The 18446-nt window shown below is 41.5% G+C and carries 12 protein-coding genes and 1 riboswitch; of the genes, 1 reads left to right on the plus strand and 11 read right to left on the minus strand.

Translation table 11 applies throughout. The annotated features are described in order from the left end of the window. Window positions 1–456: 456 nt before the first annotated feature. From glmS to JFU01_RS02470, 11 genes are all read right to left on the minus strand, one after another. Window positions 457–2265 carry a glutamine--fructose-6-phosphate transaminase (isomerizing) gene (gene glmS / locus JFU01_RS02420; protein WP_195856612.1) on the minus strand — a complete coding sequence of 603 codons (1809 nt, stop codon included), beginning with the start codon at window positions 2263–2265 and terminating at the stop codon, window positions 457–459. A 968-nt stretch (window positions 2266–3233) separates the two neighbouring features. Then, window positions 3234–5864, minus strand: coding sequence for a valine--tRNA ligase (locus tag JFU01_RS02425; protein ID WP_195856613.1), 2631 nt, complete (start codon window positions 5862–5864; stop codon window positions 3234–3236). Between the two features lie 320 nt (window positions 5865–6184). Next, on the minus strand, window positions 6185–6811 hold the full coding sequence (locus tag JFU01_RS02430; RefSeq protein ID WP_195853902.1) for a DNA-3-methyladenine glycosylase: 627 nt from the start codon (window positions 6809–6811) through the stop codon (window positions 6185–6187). Beyond that, window positions 6811–7233, minus strand: coding sequence for a rhodanese-like domain-containing protein (locus JFU01_RS02435; protein ID WP_070559395.1), 423 nt, complete (start codon window positions 7231–7233; stop codon window positions 6811–6813). Before JFU01_RS02435 ends, JFU01_RS02430 begins: the two co-directional genes overlap by 1 nt. A 3-nt stretch (window positions 7234–7236) precedes the next feature. Further along, complete coding sequence (locus tag JFU01_RS02440; RefSeq protein ID WP_195856611.1) at window positions 7237–8202, minus strand: ROK family glucokinase; 966 nt, start codon at window positions 8200–8202, stop codon at window positions 7237–7239. A gap of 9 nt (window positions 8203–8211) precedes the next feature. Continuing rightward, window positions 8212–8877 (minus strand): rhomboid family intramembrane serine protease, encoded by a 666-nt coding sequence (locus tag JFU01_RS02445; protein ID WP_111821274.1) that lies wholly within the window; start codon window positions 8875–8877, stop codon window positions 8212–8214. A gap of 485 nt (window positions 8878–9362) precedes the next feature. Continuing rightward, window positions 9363–10127 carry an SDR family oxidoreductase gene (locus JFU01_RS02450; RefSeq protein ID WP_198434178.1) on the minus strand — a complete coding sequence of 255 codons (765 nt, stop codon included), beginning with the start codon at window positions 10125–10127 and terminating at the stop codon, window positions 9363–9365. A 23-nt stretch (window positions 10128–10150) separates the two neighbouring features. Further along, a complete protein-coding gene (locus JFU01_RS02455) occupies window positions 10151–11569 on the minus strand; it encodes an acyl-CoA reductase (RefSeq protein ID WP_195856609.1) in 1419 nt (472 codons plus the stop codon). After that, window positions 11562–12599 carry a LuxE/PaaK family acyltransferase gene (locus JFU01_RS02460; protein WP_195856608.1) on the minus strand — a complete coding sequence of 346 codons (1038 nt, stop codon included), beginning with the start codon at window positions 12597–12599 and terminating at the stop codon, window positions 11562–11564. Before JFU01_RS02460 ends, JFU01_RS02455 begins: the two co-directional genes overlap by 8 nt. A gap of 61 nt (window positions 12600–12660) precedes the next feature. Next, window positions 12661–12746, minus strand: a riboswitch (TPP riboswitch). Window positions 12747–13141: 395 nt separating this feature from the next. Next, window positions 13142–13297 (minus strand): 50S ribosomal protein L33, encoded by a 156-nt coding sequence (rpmG, locus tag JFU01_RS02465; RefSeq protein WP_013670055.1) that lies wholly within the window; start codon window positions 13295–13297, stop codon window positions 13142–13144. Between the two features lie 108 nt (window positions 13298–13405). Further along, window positions 13406–15526 (minus strand): penicillin-binding transpeptidase domain-containing protein, encoded by a 2121-nt coding sequence (locus JFU01_RS02470; RefSeq protein WP_146744273.1) that lies wholly within the window; start codon window positions 15524–15526, stop codon window positions 13406–13408. 183 nt (window positions 15527–15709) lie between these two features. Here JFU01_RS02470 and JFU01_RS02475 point away from each other — a divergent pair, with 183 nt between their 5' ends. After that, a complete protein-coding gene (locus JFU01_RS02475) occupies window positions 15710–18394 on the plus strand; it encodes a YfhO family protein (protein WP_230086968.1) in 2685 nt (894 codons plus the stop codon). Window positions 18395–18446 lie beyond the last annotated feature (52 nt).

Genomic DNA, 18446 nt, shown 5'->3' on the forward strand with positions numbered 1-18446 from the left:
TCAAAAGTCAAACTTCTAAATAATACCGCATATATTTAGTAATTTTATATTGATTTACACTTGACTAATCGTAGGAAAAGAGAGTGTGACAAAAGTCAAAAGAGCCCTGAAGAGCTACGCATACTATATCTGTAACTCGCTTGCGCTTCGAACAGCTATAGCAACTGGAACAAACTATGGAAGATAGGCGCAAGCCTATCGCACATAGTTCGTAGTTGGGTTCGACTTGGCAGACTTGGAGCGATTTCACAAGTCAGAAACAAGCGAATGCTTCGCTTTTATTCTGACTTGCTCCAATCATCCAAGTCTAGTTGCCAAGTCTCACACCCTGTGTGAAGTGGACGTTAGGGCTGACTTTTGGAACACGTTTTGATTAGATAGTTCGTATTTTGAAAAGAGTCTGAGACTATTGTCCCAGACTCTTCTTTTTTATAACTTCTTATAAGAAAAATATGTCTATTCTACTGTAACCGATTTAGCCAGATTTCTAGGCTTATCGACATCTAAGCCGCGATCAATGGTCGCATAGTAAGCGAGGAGTTGAGCGGGGATGACTGTAATCAATGGCGTTAATAAATCATGCACATGGGGGAGGACAATTTGGTCCCCTTCTTGGTCTAGTCCTTCCATAGCAATAATTAAATTATGGGCGCCACGTGAGCGAGTCTCTTCCACATTACCACGAGTTAACAGGGCGGTGTTGGCTTGGCTAATGATCGCCACAACAGGGACGCCATCTTCGATCAATGAAATGGTACCATGTTTTAATTCTCCAGAAGCAAAACCTTCTGTTTGAATATAAGAGACCTCTTTTAATTTCAAAGCCGCTTCAACAGAAACCGCATAATCTAGGCCACGACCAATATAAAAGGCTGATCTTTGGTCTTTAAAGTAATCGGTTGCCAGTTGATGGAAATAATCCGCTTGTCCAACCACTTCATCCATGGCTTGGGCAGCAATTGATAATTCATGTTTTAAGTCAAAGGGAAGGTCTAAGCCCTTCTTACGGGCAATTTGATCAGCAATAATTGCTAAAACTGTTATTTGTCCAGTATAGGCCTTGGTAGAAGCCACCGCAATTTCAGGGCCAACATGCAAGAGTAAAGTATAGTCAGCCTCCCGCGATAAGGTAGACCCTGGTACATTGGTAATGGTTAAGGAAGGATAACCTTGGGCATTGGTTTGGACTAGGACTTGGCGACTATCCGCTGTTTCCCCTGATTGGGTTAAGTAAACAAAGAAAGGTTTCTCAGGTAAAAGCGGCGGATTATAAGAAAATTCCGAAGCCACATGGACCTCTGTAGGAACCTTAGCAATTCTCTCCAGGAGCACTTTACCAACTAAGCCAGCATGCATACTGGTCCCAGCAGCTACGATAAAGATACGGTCACTAGCAGTAATGGTTTCCAGCAAGTCATGGTCGATACTTAATTGCCCCTTGTCATCTTCATAGGCTTGAATAATCTTACGGATAGCTGCTGGTTGTTCTACAATTTCTTTCTCCATGTAGTAATCAAAGGTGCCTTTTTCTAAATCGTCAGCGTCCAAACTAGCGGTATAAGGCTCTCTGCTTACGACTTCACCCGCTAAATTCTCAATTTTAACTTGGTTTTTAGTTAGGGTGACTAATTCACCATCATGGATTTCAATATATTGGTCAGTATAGGCGATCGAAGCCATGGCATCAGAAGCGATGGTATTAAAACCTTGTCCTTTGCCAATTAAGAGCGGGCTCTTATTCTTAGCTGCATAAAGGTGGTCTGGATCTTCAGTATCAATCAAACCTAAAGCATAGGACCCTTCTAAGAGGTCAACTGTTTTTCTTAGGGCGCTTGGAGCATCAATATTTTCTTCCCGGCTAAATTTAGCAAGCAATTCCACGACAACTTCAGTATCAGTATCCGAATAAAAATCAACATCAGCTAAATAGTCATTTTTTAAGGTTTGATAGTTTTCAATCACCCCATTATGAACCAAGGCAAAGCGGCCATCGTGGGATAAATGAGGATGGGCGTTAGGGACTGATGGCACCCCATGGGTCGCCCAGCGTGTATGACCTATCCCTAAATGAGCCGGGATAGACAGATCGACTTCTTCGCGTAATTGAGCAATCCGCCCTTTGACTTTAAAGAGGTGTCCTTGGTCTTCTTCATCGACCACATAGATTCCCGCTGAGTCATAGCCCCGGTATTCTAAGCGTTCTAAGCCCTTCAAAAGCACCTCTTGAGCCCGCATTTCGCCAATAAATCCTACAATTCCACACATAAATAGTTTCCTCCTAAAAATACCCATCACTTAATGGGCACACTGATATTAACTACTTAAGCACGAGAAAAGGATTTTGTTTCATTTACTAAAAATGATTTTTGTGCTTTTCTATGGATTGTGCAACCCCTAGGCCACCCGCCGAATCTTCGATAAACCTAGTCCTCGTCACTGAAAAAATCTCTTTAATCAGTCAGGCGCTATCTGTCTATAACAGATTTTATTAATAACATTTAAGTAGTAATTACATCCTAGGCCATTGTTAAAAGCTTGTCAATATAGGCAGAGCTCCTGTTAACAAAATTAAGTAAAATTTATAAAAAACATGAAAAAAGAAAAGAGTGCGACATAAATTAAAAAGGCTAGGAATTTAACCCTAGCCTCTTCTTATAAATTAAAACATCCTTAGCTTCTTTTATTTTTACTATTGATGAGCATTCGTTCTGCTTTTGGATTTGGTAGTTGAATATAGAGGGTCAATAACGTCTAAAGACGTTTTGTACTTTATCCGTAAGTCGCTAAAGCTCTAACGGCTAAAGCAGAACCGGCTCGAGCACAAGGTCTCTCTCGCCTAGCGCGCTTCAAAGCCAGAGTGCGACAAAAGTCCAATAGCCCTGGAGAGCTACGCATACTATATCTGTAACTCGCTGACGCTTCGAACAGCTATAGCAACTGGAATAAACGAAGGGAGAGCCTTAGTAAAGGCTCGGATATCGTTTATGAAGTGGATGCCAGGGCTTCTTTTGGAACAGGTTTCGGATAGTACGGCTAATGCCTACTATCCGGCTACGCATACTGAATCCGTAACTCGCTTTGCTTCGAACGGCTTCAGCATATTTCACATCGCTTGCTTATTCATGGCTAACAACCAAATTCAAAGCGCCACTACTGCTCAAAACTATTTAAAGATCAAAACTGGTAAATAATTAATCATCAACAGTAATCAATAAAGAATACAAATTCATCCACTAATTCGTAGCTTTTAAATCAGCTAAGCGTTCTTTAGTGGCTTGGTATTTTTGTTGGTAATCCTGGCCTTTTTGACGCTCTTTCTCTACCAGGTCAGCGGGAGCATTATTAACAAAGCCTTGGTTGGCTAATTTCTTGTCTACCCGTTCAACTTCACTGGCCCATTTAGCGAGTTCCGCTTCTAAGCGTTGAATTTCTTCATCGATGTCAATGAAACCTGCTAAAGGAAGGTAAATTTCCCCATCACTAAAGAATAAGGTCATGGCTTGGTCAGGAATTTCCGTATCTAAGGCCATTTTTAATTCACTTGGGTTAGCAAAGCGATTAATGTATTCTTTGTTTTCCTCTAACATGGTCAAAATTTCTTGAGAATTAGCTTTGACATGAATAGCAATTGGCTTGGAAGGTGCGACATTGTTTTCATTCCGTGCCGTACGGATAGAGCGAATAAAGGAAATCAAAGCCTCCATATGGCGAGCAGCTTCTTGGTGGATTTGACTTTCTTCGACTTCAGGATACTTAGCCGTCACAATAGAATTGCCTTGGTGAGGAATGTGTTGCCAGATTTCTTCGGTAACAAAAGGCATAATGGGGTGGAGTAAGGCTAACATTTGTTCAAGAACATAGCTGAGTACGCTTCTGGTCGTATGTTTGGCGTCTTCATCATCTCCTTGTAAGACTTCCTTACTCATTTCAATATACCAGTCACAGAAGTCATTCCAAATAAAGTGATAGAGGGCCCGGCCAGCTTCACCAAATTCAAAGGCATCAAAGCGGTCAGTCACCTTGGCAATGGTTTCATTTAAGCGGGTCAAAATCCACTGGTCAACAATGGAGGTGACGTTACTTAGATCAATGTCATCATAGGTCATCCCATCCAAATTCATCAAGGCATAGCGGGAAGCATTCCAAATTTTATTGATAAAGTTCCATGCAGCTTCCAATTTTTCTGGATAGTAGCGGATATCTTGGCCTGGCGTTGACCCTGTAGCTAAGAACCAGCGCAGGGCGTCAGCCCCATATTGGTCAACAACGTCCATGGGGTCCACTCCGTTGCCCAGTGACTTAGACATTTTTCGCCCTTGGGAGTCGCGAATCAAACCGTGGATGAGAACATTTTTAAAAGGACGTTCTCCGGTAAATTCTAATGATTGGAAGATCATCCGACTGACCCAGAAGAAAATAATATCATAACCGGTTACCAAGGTATCTGTTGGGAAGTAACGCTTATAGTCGCTAGCCTCTTCATCTGGCCAGCCCATGGTAGAGAATGGCCAGAGAGCACTTGAAAACCAGGTATCTAAGACATCAGGATCTTGCACCCAATTTTCTTCATCCTCAGGCGCTTCCATCCCCACATAGACTTCCCCGCTCTCCTTATGGTACCAAGCAGGAATTTGATGTCCCCACCAGAGTTGGCGGGAAATAACCCAGTCATGAACATTTTTCATCCAGGAAACAAAGGTTTGTTCGAAACGTGGTGGGTAAAAGTCGACACGGTTTTCGGTATTTTGATTGTCTAGGGCTTGCTTAGCTAAGGGAGCCATCTTCACAAACCATTGGGTCGAAAGCCGGGGTTCCACTACTGCGTCAGAGCGTTCGGAGTGACCCACACTGTGGACAATCTCTTCAATGTCTACCAAGCTACCATCAGCTTTTAAGTCTTCAACAATGGCTTGACGGCATTCATCTCGAGTCATGCCTTGGTACTTGCCCGCATTTTCGTTCATTGTACCGTCATCATTCATGACGTTAATCCGCTCTAAATTGTGGCGGTTGCCCACTGCAAAGTCATTAGGATCATGGGCTGGGGTGATTTTAACCACACCAGTACCAAAGTCACGGTCGACATAGTCATCACTAATCACAGGAATTTCTCTACCCACAATTGGTAGGATAACGGTCTTACCGATGTAGTCTTGGTAGCGTTCATCATCAGGGTGGACCGCAACGGCTGTGTCCCCTAACAGGGTTTCTGGACGGGTGGTGGCTAGGCGCAAGGAGCCTGACCCATCAGCCAGAGGGTATTCCAAATGATAGAAAGCGCCCTTGTCATCTTTGTAGACCACTTCAATATCTGATAAGGCGGTTTGGAAGACCGGGTCCCAATTAATAATGTACTCACCCCGGTAAATAAGGCCTTTTTCATACAAGGTCACAAAAACTTTACGTACTGCTTCTGATAAGCCATCATCTAGGGTAAAACGTTCCCGGTTATAGTCCACAGAAATCCCCATTTTGGCCCATTGGTTACGAATGGTTTGGGCATATTCCTCTTTCCATTCCCAGGTTTTGTCGATGAATTTTTCTCGTCCTAAGTCATAACGGGAGAGATTCTCCTCTTTACGTAACTTTTCTTCGACCTTGGCTTGGGTAGCAATTCCCGCATGGTCCATCCCAGGTAACCACAAGGTATCATAGCCTTGCATGCGTTTTTGGCGGACGATCATGTCTTGGAGGGTCACATCCCAGGCATGGCCGAGGTGGAGTTTACCAGTAACATTGGGTGGAGGAATCACCACGGAATAGGGTTCGACTGAAGCATCTCCATTGGGTTCAAAGACTTTTTCATCGAGCCATTGGTCATAACGGCCTCTTTCTACCTCATTAGGATTGTATTTTTTGGGCATATCAATTTCTTGCACTAAAAAGCACCTCTCTTTGTGGAATGATTTCTTAAGTTTATTAGAAATAAGTAAAAAAGCCCTAGCTTCCTAATTAGGGAAGATAGGGCGCTAAGTGCACGGTGCCACCTATATTTATGACTGGATGATAACGGCATCGACCGGACAGTTCAGTTTGTAAGCAACCATGCCTTTTTCTCTTGATGGCCTCTCACCAAACGCCACTCGCTTCACCGATTCAAAAGCAACCTCTTACGCATTACCTTTACTTATTTTCCATCTAGTTTAACAAGAAAGCTAGGAAAAAGCAATTTAATTTCAAGGACTCAGGCTAACCAACCATGGTCGGTCTGAGTCCTCCCCTTGGGCGAGGAAACATAGGGATTGCCTTTCACATAAAAGCGTAACAGTTTATGGGTCCACTCGCCCTTATTGGGAATACCAATACGGGGACCTCGAGCAATCTCTGCTACTGGTCTTGGCTCATGGAAATCAATGGTCAAGGGGTCTTGTAAAATCGACGTTCCGTAGTCGACTTCCTTATCGACCCCTAAAGCTTGAGATAATTTGCCCGGCCCATTGGTTAAGAGCCTGCGCTGGTCTTGTTTGCGCCGACTCTGCATGAGGTCAATACCTTCCACAGGTTCCAAGGCCCGGATCAATACCCCTTGGGGTTCATCTTTACTTTGGGTAATCATATTCACACACCAATGGCCGTGAATATTATAGATATAAAAAATCCCCGCCTCCTGGTAAAAGGCTTCTAAACTGGCGGTCCGCTTGCCACCATACACATGGGCCGCTTGGTCACTTTCCCCCAAATAAGCTTCCGTTTCAACAATAATACCACTAGTCACTCCAGCTGAGGACTTTCTTCTTAAACGGCAACCTAATAATTTTTGAGCGATTTCTGGAGTCGATAAATCAGGGTTCTTAAAGAAAAGTTCAGCCATTAGTCAGCCGTTCCTTTAGTTTTACCTTCCCATTCATTGAAGCCTCCCTTTAAGATATAGATATCTTCATAGCCTTCCTGCTTTAGGACTGAAGCCATCCGCGTGGCAATATTTACCCCATTGTCATAGAGGTAAATCTTTTGGGACCGGTTGAGGCCAGGGGCTTTTTTCAATTGACGGACCTCACTATAAGGGATATTACGGGCGCCAAGAATATGGGATGAACGAAATTCTTGGGCTTCCCGAACATCAATAATTTGGGCTTGATGCATGGTGGCTTGAAAATCTGCTTGGTCAATCATACTTGCTGATTGCTTTCTTTTGATCCAAAAATAAGCTTGATAAATCAAGAAAGCTAATAAAGCCACGACTAATAATAGATAAATTAAAGTAAAACCACCAATTGTTTGTGCTAATAACATAAATTACTCCTTACTTTTCTGTCTAACTAAATTGGCCGCACCAATCACTCCCGCATCATTACCCAATTGGGCTAAAGAAATTTTGACTTGCCGGAGATTCGGGCGGTAAGTATATTCTCTAAGAATAGGTGTCATTTTGTCGATCAGATACTGGCCGGCATTAGCTACTCCCCCACCCAAAACAATCTGTTCGGGGTTAAAGATGCAGGTTAACTGGCTCAAACAAAGCGCCAAGGCTTTCAGAGACCGTTCCATCACCTTCTCAGCTAATAAATCGCCCACCTTAGCCGCATCAACAATGCTTTTGACGTCTACTTCTTGACCCTCACGCAGCTGCTTGGCTAAGGAAGAATCAAAGCGCGAGTCCCTAGCATAGTCCTTGCTGAGGCGGAGAATGCCTGTCGCTGAAGCCAAAGTTTCCACACAACCTCTGGATCCGCAAGTACATAAGTAACCATCGACTTCGCTAGTCATATGGCCAATTTCCCCTGCAGAACCTTGACCTAGCAGGAGCTCACCCTGACAGATAATGCCGCCGCCCACACCCGTTCCCAGGGTAACCAAGATCATATTTTGACTCTTACTTCCTGCCCCTTTGGCGAGTTCACCCAGAGCAGCCACATTGGCATCATTTTCAATATAAACGGGAAGCTGGCCTAAGCGGTTTTGAAACTGGTCGACGACAGCAATCTCATTCTCCCAACCCAGATTATAGGCCCCAGTAACCGTTCCACGCTCGCGATTTATAGCGCCAGGAGACCCCATACCGATCCCCATACAGTCCTTTAGGTCTAAATGGGCCGCCTCAACATGGTCTTGGATGGTTTTAGCCAGGTTAGAAATAATATTTACCCCATGGTCAGAAGTATCCGTGGGAATTTGCCACTGATCGATTTTTTCAAGATCTGGAGTAAACAAAGCCAGCTTGGCGGTTGTTCCTCCTAAATCAATACCAACTATAAATGCCATACTTGCCTCCTAATGTATAAATAGGGTATTAAAAGCCCCATGATTCGCAATAATTATACCAGCAATCACTGAATAAACAAGAATTGATAAGAGGATACTGCTTAGACGGTGTTTAGGATTATTGGTGATAATGAGGGTGGCTAAAAAACCACCGACAATGCCCCCAATATGCCCTGACATATCCACATTGGCCATGAACAAATTCATAACAATATTCAAGATAATTAGGGTCTGGTATTGGTAGCCCATGGCCTGAAAATAGCGGTCATGAGGGTTGAGATAACGCATGGCTAAGAAGAAAGCAAACAAGCCAAATAGCGCCGTACTGGCTCCTGCTGAAACGCTCGTTGAGAATTGGTAACTAAATAAGTTCCCCATAATTCCCGAATAAAGATAGATAAACAAAAAGCGCCAGGAACCAATAATCCCTTCCACTTCACTCCCTAGATACCAGAGAGTAATGGAATTGAATAAGAGATGAGAAAAACCGATATGAACAAAAATTGGCGTAATTAAGCGCCAGTATTGCCCATAGATAGCTATTAAAGCATTCTCCTTAGCGCCAAAATGCAGGAGGGTTGAGATACTGAGACTCGATCCCGTGACTTCCATCAAGAGATAAATAATAATTTGAATAGCTAATAAAGCATAGGTGATATAAGCTTTTCTTCGCATTTTAACTCCTTCTGTGTCAACTAAGTCTAATTACCTATTAACTTTACCATACTTTTTCTCGACAAGCTGTCAATAAATAGGTAAATCAAATAAAGCACAATAGACAAGATGACGTTAAATATTTGGGCTTTACAATTGAATTTTTTCATGGTGCCGATGATAAGATCAGGCGACCAAGTCAAAGCGACTTTATCCTTAATATAAGTAATTTTATCAAATGTACAAGACTTCTTTATGGACCCACAAGGTAATTTAGCTTGGTAGCTTTCATTATACTGCTATACGTTCTCCTTCTTCATAGGAAAGTTGATAAGATTGTATCTTGTTTGAATAGCACTTAGCGATATTTTTGGTAGTATAATCTGCTAGTAAATAATAAGGAATAATTACCCATGAAAATAACCCCCAAGACTTGAATGCTTGGTCCAAGTCTTGGGGGGACTATACACAAGTCGTTTTTATATTTCTCATACACGGGCAAAAATTTAACCGTGCATTACTAAGCCACCATCAACGTATAATATTTGACCGGTCATCATACTACTCCAATCTGAAGCTAAAAATAATACTGGACCAACTACATCATCGACTTGAACCATTCGAGCTAAAGGAGTTGATTCAATAATCTTTTCTTTCAATATTTCTTTCGTTGTTTTAGTTGAATCTGTTGGATAGACCAAACCTGGTGCTACACCATTCACCCTAATATTAAAGACACCTAAGTCTTTAGCCATGCTTTTCGTATAACCAACAATGCCGGCCTTAGTAGTGATGTAATCCGCATAGGGGACAACAGGATCAGCAACCAAATTAGATACTATATTGATGATACTGCCTGAATTATTTTCCATCATCGTATCTAAAACCGCTTGGGTGAGTAGATAAGTTGATTTTAAGCCCCCTTTAAGCTGCCTTTCATAGTCTTCCCAAGAAAGCTGCCAAACTTTCTTCCTTTTCTCGGCATCGAATTGAAAAGGAGAAAAGACATTATTTACTAAAACGTCAAGACGACCGAAATTATCTAATACTTTTTTAACAACCTGATGGACTCCTTCTTGCCTTGTAACATCTCCCTTAGCGAGAATAGCTTGAACACCTTGAGAGCTACAATATTCTGCCACCGCTTTTGCATGATCTTCACTTTTGCGATAATTAATAACGACATTAGCGCCTGCTTTGGCAAAAGCTTTTGCAATTCCGGCCCCAATTCCTCGACTTGATCCACTTATTAAAACGACTTTTCCAGCCAACAAATTACTCACTCCTTCATTTTCTAATCTCTATAGGAATTCCAGCGTTCAGAATCTCTAAGAGAAGCAGAGTCAATATCTACTATTCGAACCAATTCTCTTAGTAGGGAATAACCATCAGAATTCCAAGCTGAATGGACTTGCATCATCGCAGATAGACTCGTTACGCGAGTAACCCCTAATTTTCCCCAATGGTTAGCCATTTTAAATAAACTTTCTGTAGGAGCTGCTACCCCTACGCTCTGTAAAATGGATAATTTATTCACTAGTAAATTATCAATATCCTCCCATTGATCTACAGCAATCACTTGTATCACGCGAGACAAAGGCGAAGGACTGAAAGTCAATGCTTGGCTATAAGTCACTAACCACTTCTCAGGATGAGCTGGGAAGATCTCACACCCTCCCTGCCATTCGATTTTTTCGCGCCACTGAGATCGTAAGTAAGCTTCTTCGAGCGATAACTTTCTAAGTGGATAACGATTTTCATAAGCTCTTAATTCTCCTGCTAACATGAGGGCAAATTCCCTGGGAGAAACTTGACCTCCTCTTTCCACAAAATAAATCTGAGGGGAATAGCATCCTTGTTGATCATAATAAACGACTGCTTTAGCTGCTTCATGAACGAGATGATTTACCTTTTCAGCATTTAATAATTGATGATGAATAAGTCCAAAACTCAATTTATTGCCAAAAGCAATGAAATGACTTGTTGGTGAAAGCTTTGCTTGAATAGCTGCCATGGTTTGATTATTTCCATAAGCAAGGACACAATCAGAAGAGTCAATTAAGGTTTGCTCACGCTCCTTATCTCCTCCCTGCCAGGAAAGGATTGCTATTTTATTAGCCAATTTAGGCTCAATTCGAATCAGTAATTGACAAAATAAACCAATAAAACTCGGCTCACTAGAAGATACTTTTCCAATTAGCTTCCCTTTCACTAATAAATTAGCGACCAAACTCCATAAGGGTAAAGCAGGCACATTTCCTGCCCATATATGCGCACACAATTGCGGGGCAAAAGCGCGACTATATCCTCCATGTATTCTGGGCACAAATTCTTCTAAAATATTAGGATTTTCAAAATTTTCAGCTAGCCAGCGCCTTAACTCATGTTGTCTAAAATTCAATAAAAATTTAGTCAAGGCTAAGCGTAGAATTTCTGAATCATAGCCGGTAATAATAGGAAGTATTTTTTCATATTTCTTTCTAAGAGAATTCTGGCGATCTAATAAACAAAGGATCGCCTTATCGATAGCTACTACGGTTTCTGTTACACTAATTTCAGAAGTATCATTTTTCATGCGTTCTATCATTATTTTTAACTGTTTAACATTAGGAGCTGGGACTTGGATCCGTATTGAATCAAATATAAGTTCACGGTTTTCAATAGCAAGATCATTTACTATAGGCGGCAAATAGCCACAGTTTATGTCAATCATGGTGGACCTCTAACCAATCTTTAGCTGCTATAGAGCAGCCCTTAGGCTCTCCATTTTTTACTCGTCCCAATAATTCAAAACCTTCTCCATGGTCAATTGCTAAGTCCCCTGTTTGAATAGCAGGGACAGAATTAATATTTGCTAAATCAATATGAACGAGTAAACCTGGTTTCCCCTGCTCAACCTCTAGACCCGTCGCGGGGTCAATAATTTTGTATTTTATCCAATGCGGCCCTCGTTTTAATAGCAATTTATCAAAAGCAAACTGGGTATAATATTCTGTGGATAATTCTGTCATACCATACATATTCACTGGATTTGTTCTTACCGGAAAAACCGAAAGCAGCTTTTGATAAAAAGTATCTAGCTGATAAACCTTAGAAAAATTTTTGAACCCACCAGTATCAAATAATAGACTATCCGGATGGATCGGAAGCACTTCTCCTTGGCTTAAGGCTTCAAATAAGTGTACGAAACTATAGCTAGCTCCTAAAATAATTACTGGTTGCTTTTGATGCGCTATTAGCCACTCTTTTAAAGCAGCGACTTCTAGGCCTTTCTCAGTGATAAAATGCATGGAATCCGGCTGACCATTAGCCTTCAATATTTCTAAATAGTGAGCCAGCGAAGAATTAGGCATCTCTTCTTCATTAGGAAAAAGAATGGCCGTAGGTAAACATTGATCAGTGACATACTGCTTGAAACCTAACCAGGCAGACAAATCATAAATTTCTAGATCTTTATGATAGTGTTTTCCACTGATTCCTGTCGTCGTCCCGCTTGTCATAAATATACGCGAACATTGTTCATGTGGCGTTGCACTCAGAAATGCACTTTTAAAGGCGTCGGTTGACACTGCCGGGATGTCCTTCCAATGACGTACTTGTCTTATCCCTACAGCTCTTCTTTGACAGAATTGCTGATAATCTTGATTATGTTTATATAAATATTCAAATAAAAGTAGAGCCATATCATTAAAATTTTCTTTTTCTTCGGGATGCTCTATAAAATGTTTAATAATCTTTTTCATTTTTCCCTCCTACAAAATAAAAAGGCCACTATCCTCTTGAGTTCAAGATGACAGTAGCCTTCTCCCGTTGAATAGATTTCCCTACGCAATAACTTGATCAGGTTCTACGGGTATATTCTCAGCCATCCGGCACCCCGAATCTCAATTCACATAAATTTTATCATAGCGCTTACATAGCATCAATATGCAAGGCTTTTTTTAATGATTTCATAAAAAATGACTTGTAAGGAGGAAAGTGTGCTAAAAGTAGAAAAGCCCTGATATTCATTGAAGGAATTATGTGCGATAGGATTTCGATTGCCTTCCATAGTTAATTCAACTAGATCAGGTCAGACTTTTGCAAACTATTTCGATTAGAAAATTTTAAAAAAGAGGCTGGAAAGTTTTCCAGCCTCTTTTCACTATATCAATGTCTAAAAAGGAAATGTCATTCTAAAAGCAATCTCAGCCTTAACTTAATAAGAGCTTCCAACGAATATCAGCAAATCGATCAATAGTCTGAAGACTATCGGCACATTCTCTTTTTAGCAATAGAAATATTTCTATTTTTTAACTTCTCTAAATAAGCATACTTTACGTAATTTTGGACTATATTTTTTTAATTCAATACGGTCAGGGTTGTTACGACGATTTTTTTCTGTTAAGTAAATGCGTTCGCCCTTAAGTTCCGTATTTTCTAAAAGAATGTTAATACGCATTATTTTCCCTCCATCAGATCAATAATTTATCATAGATTTTTAATCATACCTTAAAAGTCTACCATAGTTCTCAGTGCTTTTCAAACTTTTTATAAAAATGCCCTTTAATTATTTTTTATGGTAATAGGCATCCAAGACTTTGTGTCCAACAACTTCTGCTGTCTTATCATAAGCTGAGGCACTGATTTCAGGAATGACTACCGATAAGGCAATCTTAGGTTGTTCGTAAGGTGCGTAAGAAACAAAGGTCGAGTTAATTATCCCTTCGGTCCCTGTTTCCGCCGTACCAGTTTTAGCAGCAATAGTCACCGGGAAACCTCTAAATTCATTATATGAGAGACCTTGCGGATGGTTGGCTGCTGACCAGAAACCTTGTTGAATTCGTCCCAGTTCTTCTGGACTTAATTGTACGGCATTCAACAATTTAGGTTGGTTTTGATAAACCACTTGAGGGGTGTCAGACTCATGCTCACCATTTTCTCTGAGCACTTGTTTAAGCACATGGCTGGCATAGCGTTTACCACCGTTAGCGATAGTTGCGACATATTGGTTCAATTGCATGGGCGTATAGGTATCGTATTGACCAAAAGCCAAGTCAATATAGTTACCAGGGTTACCCCCTTCACCTTCCAGACCAGTCACTTCATTTTGTAGGTCAATACCGGTCGAGCTTCCTAAACCAAATTGATGGTAAAAATTACGCAACTTATTACCCGTTTCTGGATCTAAACCAGCCAAGGACATCCCTGCTTCATAGTTGGGTAAGCCCCCGATAGCCATGGCAGTCCGAATCATATAGACATTGGAAGACCTTGCCAGAGCCATGACATCATTAATAGGAACAGGGCTAGTATTGTGGGCTGCCCACCAGGAAGCCTTCCTTGGTGTCCCAGTAAAGTAAAGCGGTTGGTCAATAAAGATATTTTCTTGACCCGGTTTTAAGACGCCATAATGGTAACCAGCCCCAACTGTGGCTCCTTTGACTGTAGATCCCATGGTAAAGGATGAATTAATAGTTCCCAGGGCATCGTCAATGATTTCGCCATGTTCATTGCGGTATTTACCAGCCATGGCCAGGATCTCTCCATTATTAGGGTCACTGGCTACCACATAGATGGAATTATTTTTACCGGTACTTGACCCGTGCAAGTAGCCTTCTAAAATTTCTTCAATTTTCTTTTGAAAATCAGTATCAATGGTCAGTTGAACGGTATTTCCCATGGAGCCAGGATATGCCTTGTCGGTTCTAACGACCTCGCCTCTTTGGTTAATTTCAGTTTCGTACTTGGTCTTGGCGCCGTGCAGGGTATCTTCATGCATGGCTTCCAGGTAAGACTTACCGACCCGGTCATTGCGGGCATAACCTTGGGCCAGGTAGTATTCAGCCTTATCACTCGGCAGTCCTTCTTCTTCAGAAGTCACGCTACCGATTACTGAACGGAGTAAATCTTTTTGTGGATATTCTCTGCGCCAATCCATGGTGGTATTGACCCCAGGCATTTCATTACTATGCTCACTGACCAGGGCAATTTCTTCATTGCTGACATCCTTGTTTTTAATCAAGGTTGGTGTGAGGGCGTAGGCCCCATTCATGCGCTTATAAATCAGAACCGCTTCGAGATCATCTCCAGAAAAATTGATATCCTCTTCAGAGACGTAGGATAATTGCTTCTCATAAAGTTCACTATCCCTTAGCCGCAAGTCTTCTTCTGACATCCGCTCATTTAAGCGGTCTTGATTGCTGGCAATCCAATAATCCTTTCGGTCTCGTTCTGTGACTTCCCCAGTATCCAAATGAATAAAACTAGCTAATTTCCGGGCAGTCTTGGCCATATCTTCTCCCGTGACATTGGGGCCTCGGGTGTAATTAATGGCTTGGAGTCCCTCGTTATCCACCAACATCTTATGGTTACGGTCCACAATATAACCTCTAGGAACACTTTCTTCAGACATATTCTTTTCAGTCATATGAACCAGTTCTTGGAAGGCTTGACCATTAACAACCTGTAAGTAGCCTAAGCGGAAGATAAGCAGAGCAAATAAAATAAATACAATATAAAGTAAAATGTTTAGCCGATTCAGGTAATTATGCCAATGGGGCGATTTCCGCCGTAAAGTCTTGGAATTAACCTGGGCTTGTTTTTCTCTCCCCTTGCGCTTAGCTGACTTATCAAAGTCATGCGACATGCCTTCACCTACTTTCTTTTTCTTATCGTCATTAAGTGCCAACACTCACTTTCTAAAAAGCAAGTCACCTATCATTATAATCGATTTCTATGATTTTGTCTGACTGAAAGTAGACTTTTATAAATTCTTTGAAAGATCTCTTGACCTTGCCATGTTCTGATAAATTAATTTGTGCTAAGCTAAGGTGAAATAAAGCATCTTTAAGGAGTTAGCACGGTGTCTTTAATGAAGAATTTTTCCAAAATGAATGCAGTTAAACGGTCGCTCTTATTAGCGGCCGGCCTCCCAGTTTTAATCCTGGTCTTTATTTACCTGTTTCAGGGTATCTTTCCCTTTGGCAATCAGACGATTTTAACTGTGGACTTAGGTCAGCAATATATTGATTTCTTCCAATATTACCGGGAGACCCTGCTAGGCAATTGGCAGCAAATCTTCTACTCTTTCCAAAAGGGAATGGGAGGAGAGATGGTAGGAACTTGGACTTATTATTTAATGAGTCCCTTTAACCTCCTACTTCTCCTCTTTCCCCAAAAGGCCCTACCCATAGCCTGTGTCTGCCTGGTCCTAGCCAAGAGCGCTGCTGCTAGTGTCAGTTTTCTCTGGCTACTTTACAAAAATTATGGCGACCACGGCCCCTTGACCATCAGCTTTGCCTGTTTCTATAGTTTAATGGGCTATTTTTCTGCTAACCAACTCAACATCATGTGGTTAGATGGCCTGGTCTTCTTGCCCTTAATCATCCTAGGCATCCAAGACCTTATCCACCACAAAAGGAGCACTTATTATATCATTAGCCTGGCTCTCTTATTGATAGCCAATTATTATATCGGTTATATGGTTTGTCTTTTTGCTGTGCTCTTCTTTCTTTATGAACTCTTTGGCGCCCAATTGACCAAGAGACTTAAACAAGCAAGATTCTCATTCAAGCAATATTTTACTAGGATTTTGCGCTTTATTATGTCTTCCCTGGCAGCCGCCGGACTAGCGGCTTTCACCCTTATCCCGACCTACTTTGCCCTGGCCCAAAGTAAAGGCAGCTACCAAGAGCTTCATTTTGACTGGTCCTTTGCCTATCCACTCTGGCAGGTTATCAGCAGATTGGTGGTCGGTCCCTTTAACTTTGACCAAATGCCGGAGGGGTTACCTAATATCTTTGTTCCTTCCCTGGCTATTTTAGCGGCCCTGGTGTTTTTCCTGCAAAAGCGATTCAGCTGGCAGGAAAAACTGATGAGCTTTTTGGTCTTAGCTTTCTTACTCTTGTCCATGAATGTTAAAGCCTTAAATTTAATTTGGCATGGTTTTCAATATCCTATCTGGTATCCCTACCGTTTTTCCTTTGTCTTTTCCTTTTTCGTCCTTTACCTAGCTTATCGGACTTTAAGACAAGTAGAGCCTCTCAGTAATCAGCCAGCCATTGTGACCCTTTGCCTAATTGGTTTATCAACCCTGAGCTTGGCCTTACACTACCAGGATTTTTCATATATTAGCCCTAATAGCCTACTTTTCTCAACAATAGCTTTTGTATTTAGTTTTTTTGGCCTTTACTATCTCAGTCACTCCAGTAAGAAAACGGCTCCCTTGCTACTTTTGTCTGCCTTGGCTTTGATTGAAAGCATGACCAATACTGCTTTAACCTTAAACTCTATTTCTTACCTGAACTATGATAGCTACGCCCAGTATTTAGAAGTCAGCCAACCGCTTTTAGCTCGTTTGCAGAATGATTCCGGCGAAGATTTCTACCGCATTGCTAAGACCTTTCAACGGACTAAAAATGATCCCATGCAATTGTCCTACTATGGCTTAGACCATTTTAATTCAACCATTGAAAGATCGACCACCGAACTTTTTAAAGCTTTGGGCCAACCGACAACCACTGGTTCAGTCAATTACTCGAATGGCAGCCTGGTAACGGATAGCCTCTTTAATATTAGGTATCTGATTAATAGTCAAGTCCAAAGCCAAAGAGAGGTCGAAGATAAGGCCTACGAACGCCGCTTAGTTAGCCACCGTCCCGATTTTAACCATTATCCTCTGCTTGACCAGGTCCAAGGTTTTTCTGTTTTTAAGAACCCCTATGCCCTGTCGCTCGGCTTTCTGGTCAATGAAGCGATCAGTCAAATGGACTTGAAGCCTGACCAACCGATCGATAACCAAGATAAACTCTTGGCCTATCTCAATGATCAAGACGATCGATCGACTAAGGACAGCTCTCTGGATTTCTTCCAGGTCAGAGACTTTAAGCGAATGGATTTAACTAACTTAGAGAGTGATGACCCCAGTCGGATTAATACCAGCTACCATAAGACGGACCGAGAAAGTAAAAGTTTTATCGACTTTACCCTAAAAATTGATAGCAAGCAAGCCTACTACTTGACTGTACCAGGGGATTTATCGGAGGACGATGTAACTTATTACTTAGATGGCAAAAAGCTAAACTATGATAAAAGTTACAATTCTACCCAAGTCTTTAATATCGCCAACCAATCCACTCCGGGAGAAAGGATTTTTACCATCGAGGTAAAAGCGGATAGTATCAACCTTTCCCAGCTCAACCTCTATTCCTTAGCTAACCAAACTTTCGATCAGGTGATGAATAGCGTGGCGAATCAAAAACTTTATATTAACCGCTTCGCTGATAACCACATCAAAGCAAGCTTTGAAGGCAAAGCGAATGACCAAGCTCTCCTCCTTACCATCCCCTATAATGAAGGCTGGCGGGCCCAGGTCAATGGTAAAAAAGTCAATTTGGAACCGGTTTTAGACCGGAGTATGATGGTCATTAAAGAAATCCCCCAAGGAGAAAATCAACTAGAACTCCGTTTTCGTCCCCAAGGATTAACCTTAGGTGTGATTATTTCCTTATCCCATATCCTTGTTTTGTGGTCGCTTTACCGAATCAAACGGAAATAAAACAATTAGAAAATGCATCCAATCATCGTTTTGAAGGATGCATTTTTTGCTT

This window comes from Aerococcus sp. Group 2, assembly GCF_905125285.1.
GTDB lineage: Bacteria > Bacillota > Bacilli > Lactobacillales > Aerococcaceae > Aerococcus > Aerococcus urinae_E.

Bases quoted from the DNA above. Each gene is read 5' to 3' on its own strand.
- JFU01_RS02440 (WP_195856611.1), bottom strand. From the start codon at position 8,202: ATGGCATTTATAGTTGGTATTGATTTAGGAGGAACAACCGCCAAGCTG.
- rpmG (WP_013670055.1), bottom strand. From the start codon at position 13,297: ATGCGTATTAACATTCTTTTAGAAAATACGGAACTTAAGGGCGAACGC.
- JFU01_RS02445 (WP_111821274.1), bottom strand. From the start codon at position 8,877: ATGCGAAGAAAAGCTTATATCACCTATGCTTTATTAGCTATTCAAATT.
- JFU01_RS02455 (WP_195856609.1), bottom strand. From the start codon at position 11,569: ATGATTGACATAAACTGTGGCTATTTGCCGCCTATAGTAAATGATCTT.
- JFU01_RS02460 (WP_195856608.1), bottom strand. From the start codon at position 12,599: ATGAAAAAGATTATTAAACATTTTATAGAGCATCCCGAAGAAAAAGAA.
- JFU01_RS02425 (WP_195856613.1), bottom strand. From the start codon at position 5,864: ATGCCCAAAAAATACAATCCTAATGAGGTAGAAAGAGGCCGTTATGAC.
- JFU01_RS02430 (WP_195853902.1), bottom strand. From the start codon at position 6,811: ATGGCTGAACTTTTCTTTAAGAACCCTGATTTATCGACTCCAGAAATC.
- glmS (WP_195856612.1), bottom strand. From the start codon at position 2,265: ATGTGTGGAATTGTAGGATTTATTGGCGAAATGCGGGCTCAAGAGGTG.
- JFU01_RS02435 (WP_070559395.1), bottom strand. From the start codon at position 7,233: ATGTTATTAGCACAAACAATTGGTGGTTTTACTTTAATTTATCTATTA.
- JFU01_RS02475 (WP_230086968.1), top strand. From the start codon at position 15,710: ATGAAGAATTTTTCCAAAATGAATGCAGTTAAACGGTCGCTCTTATTA.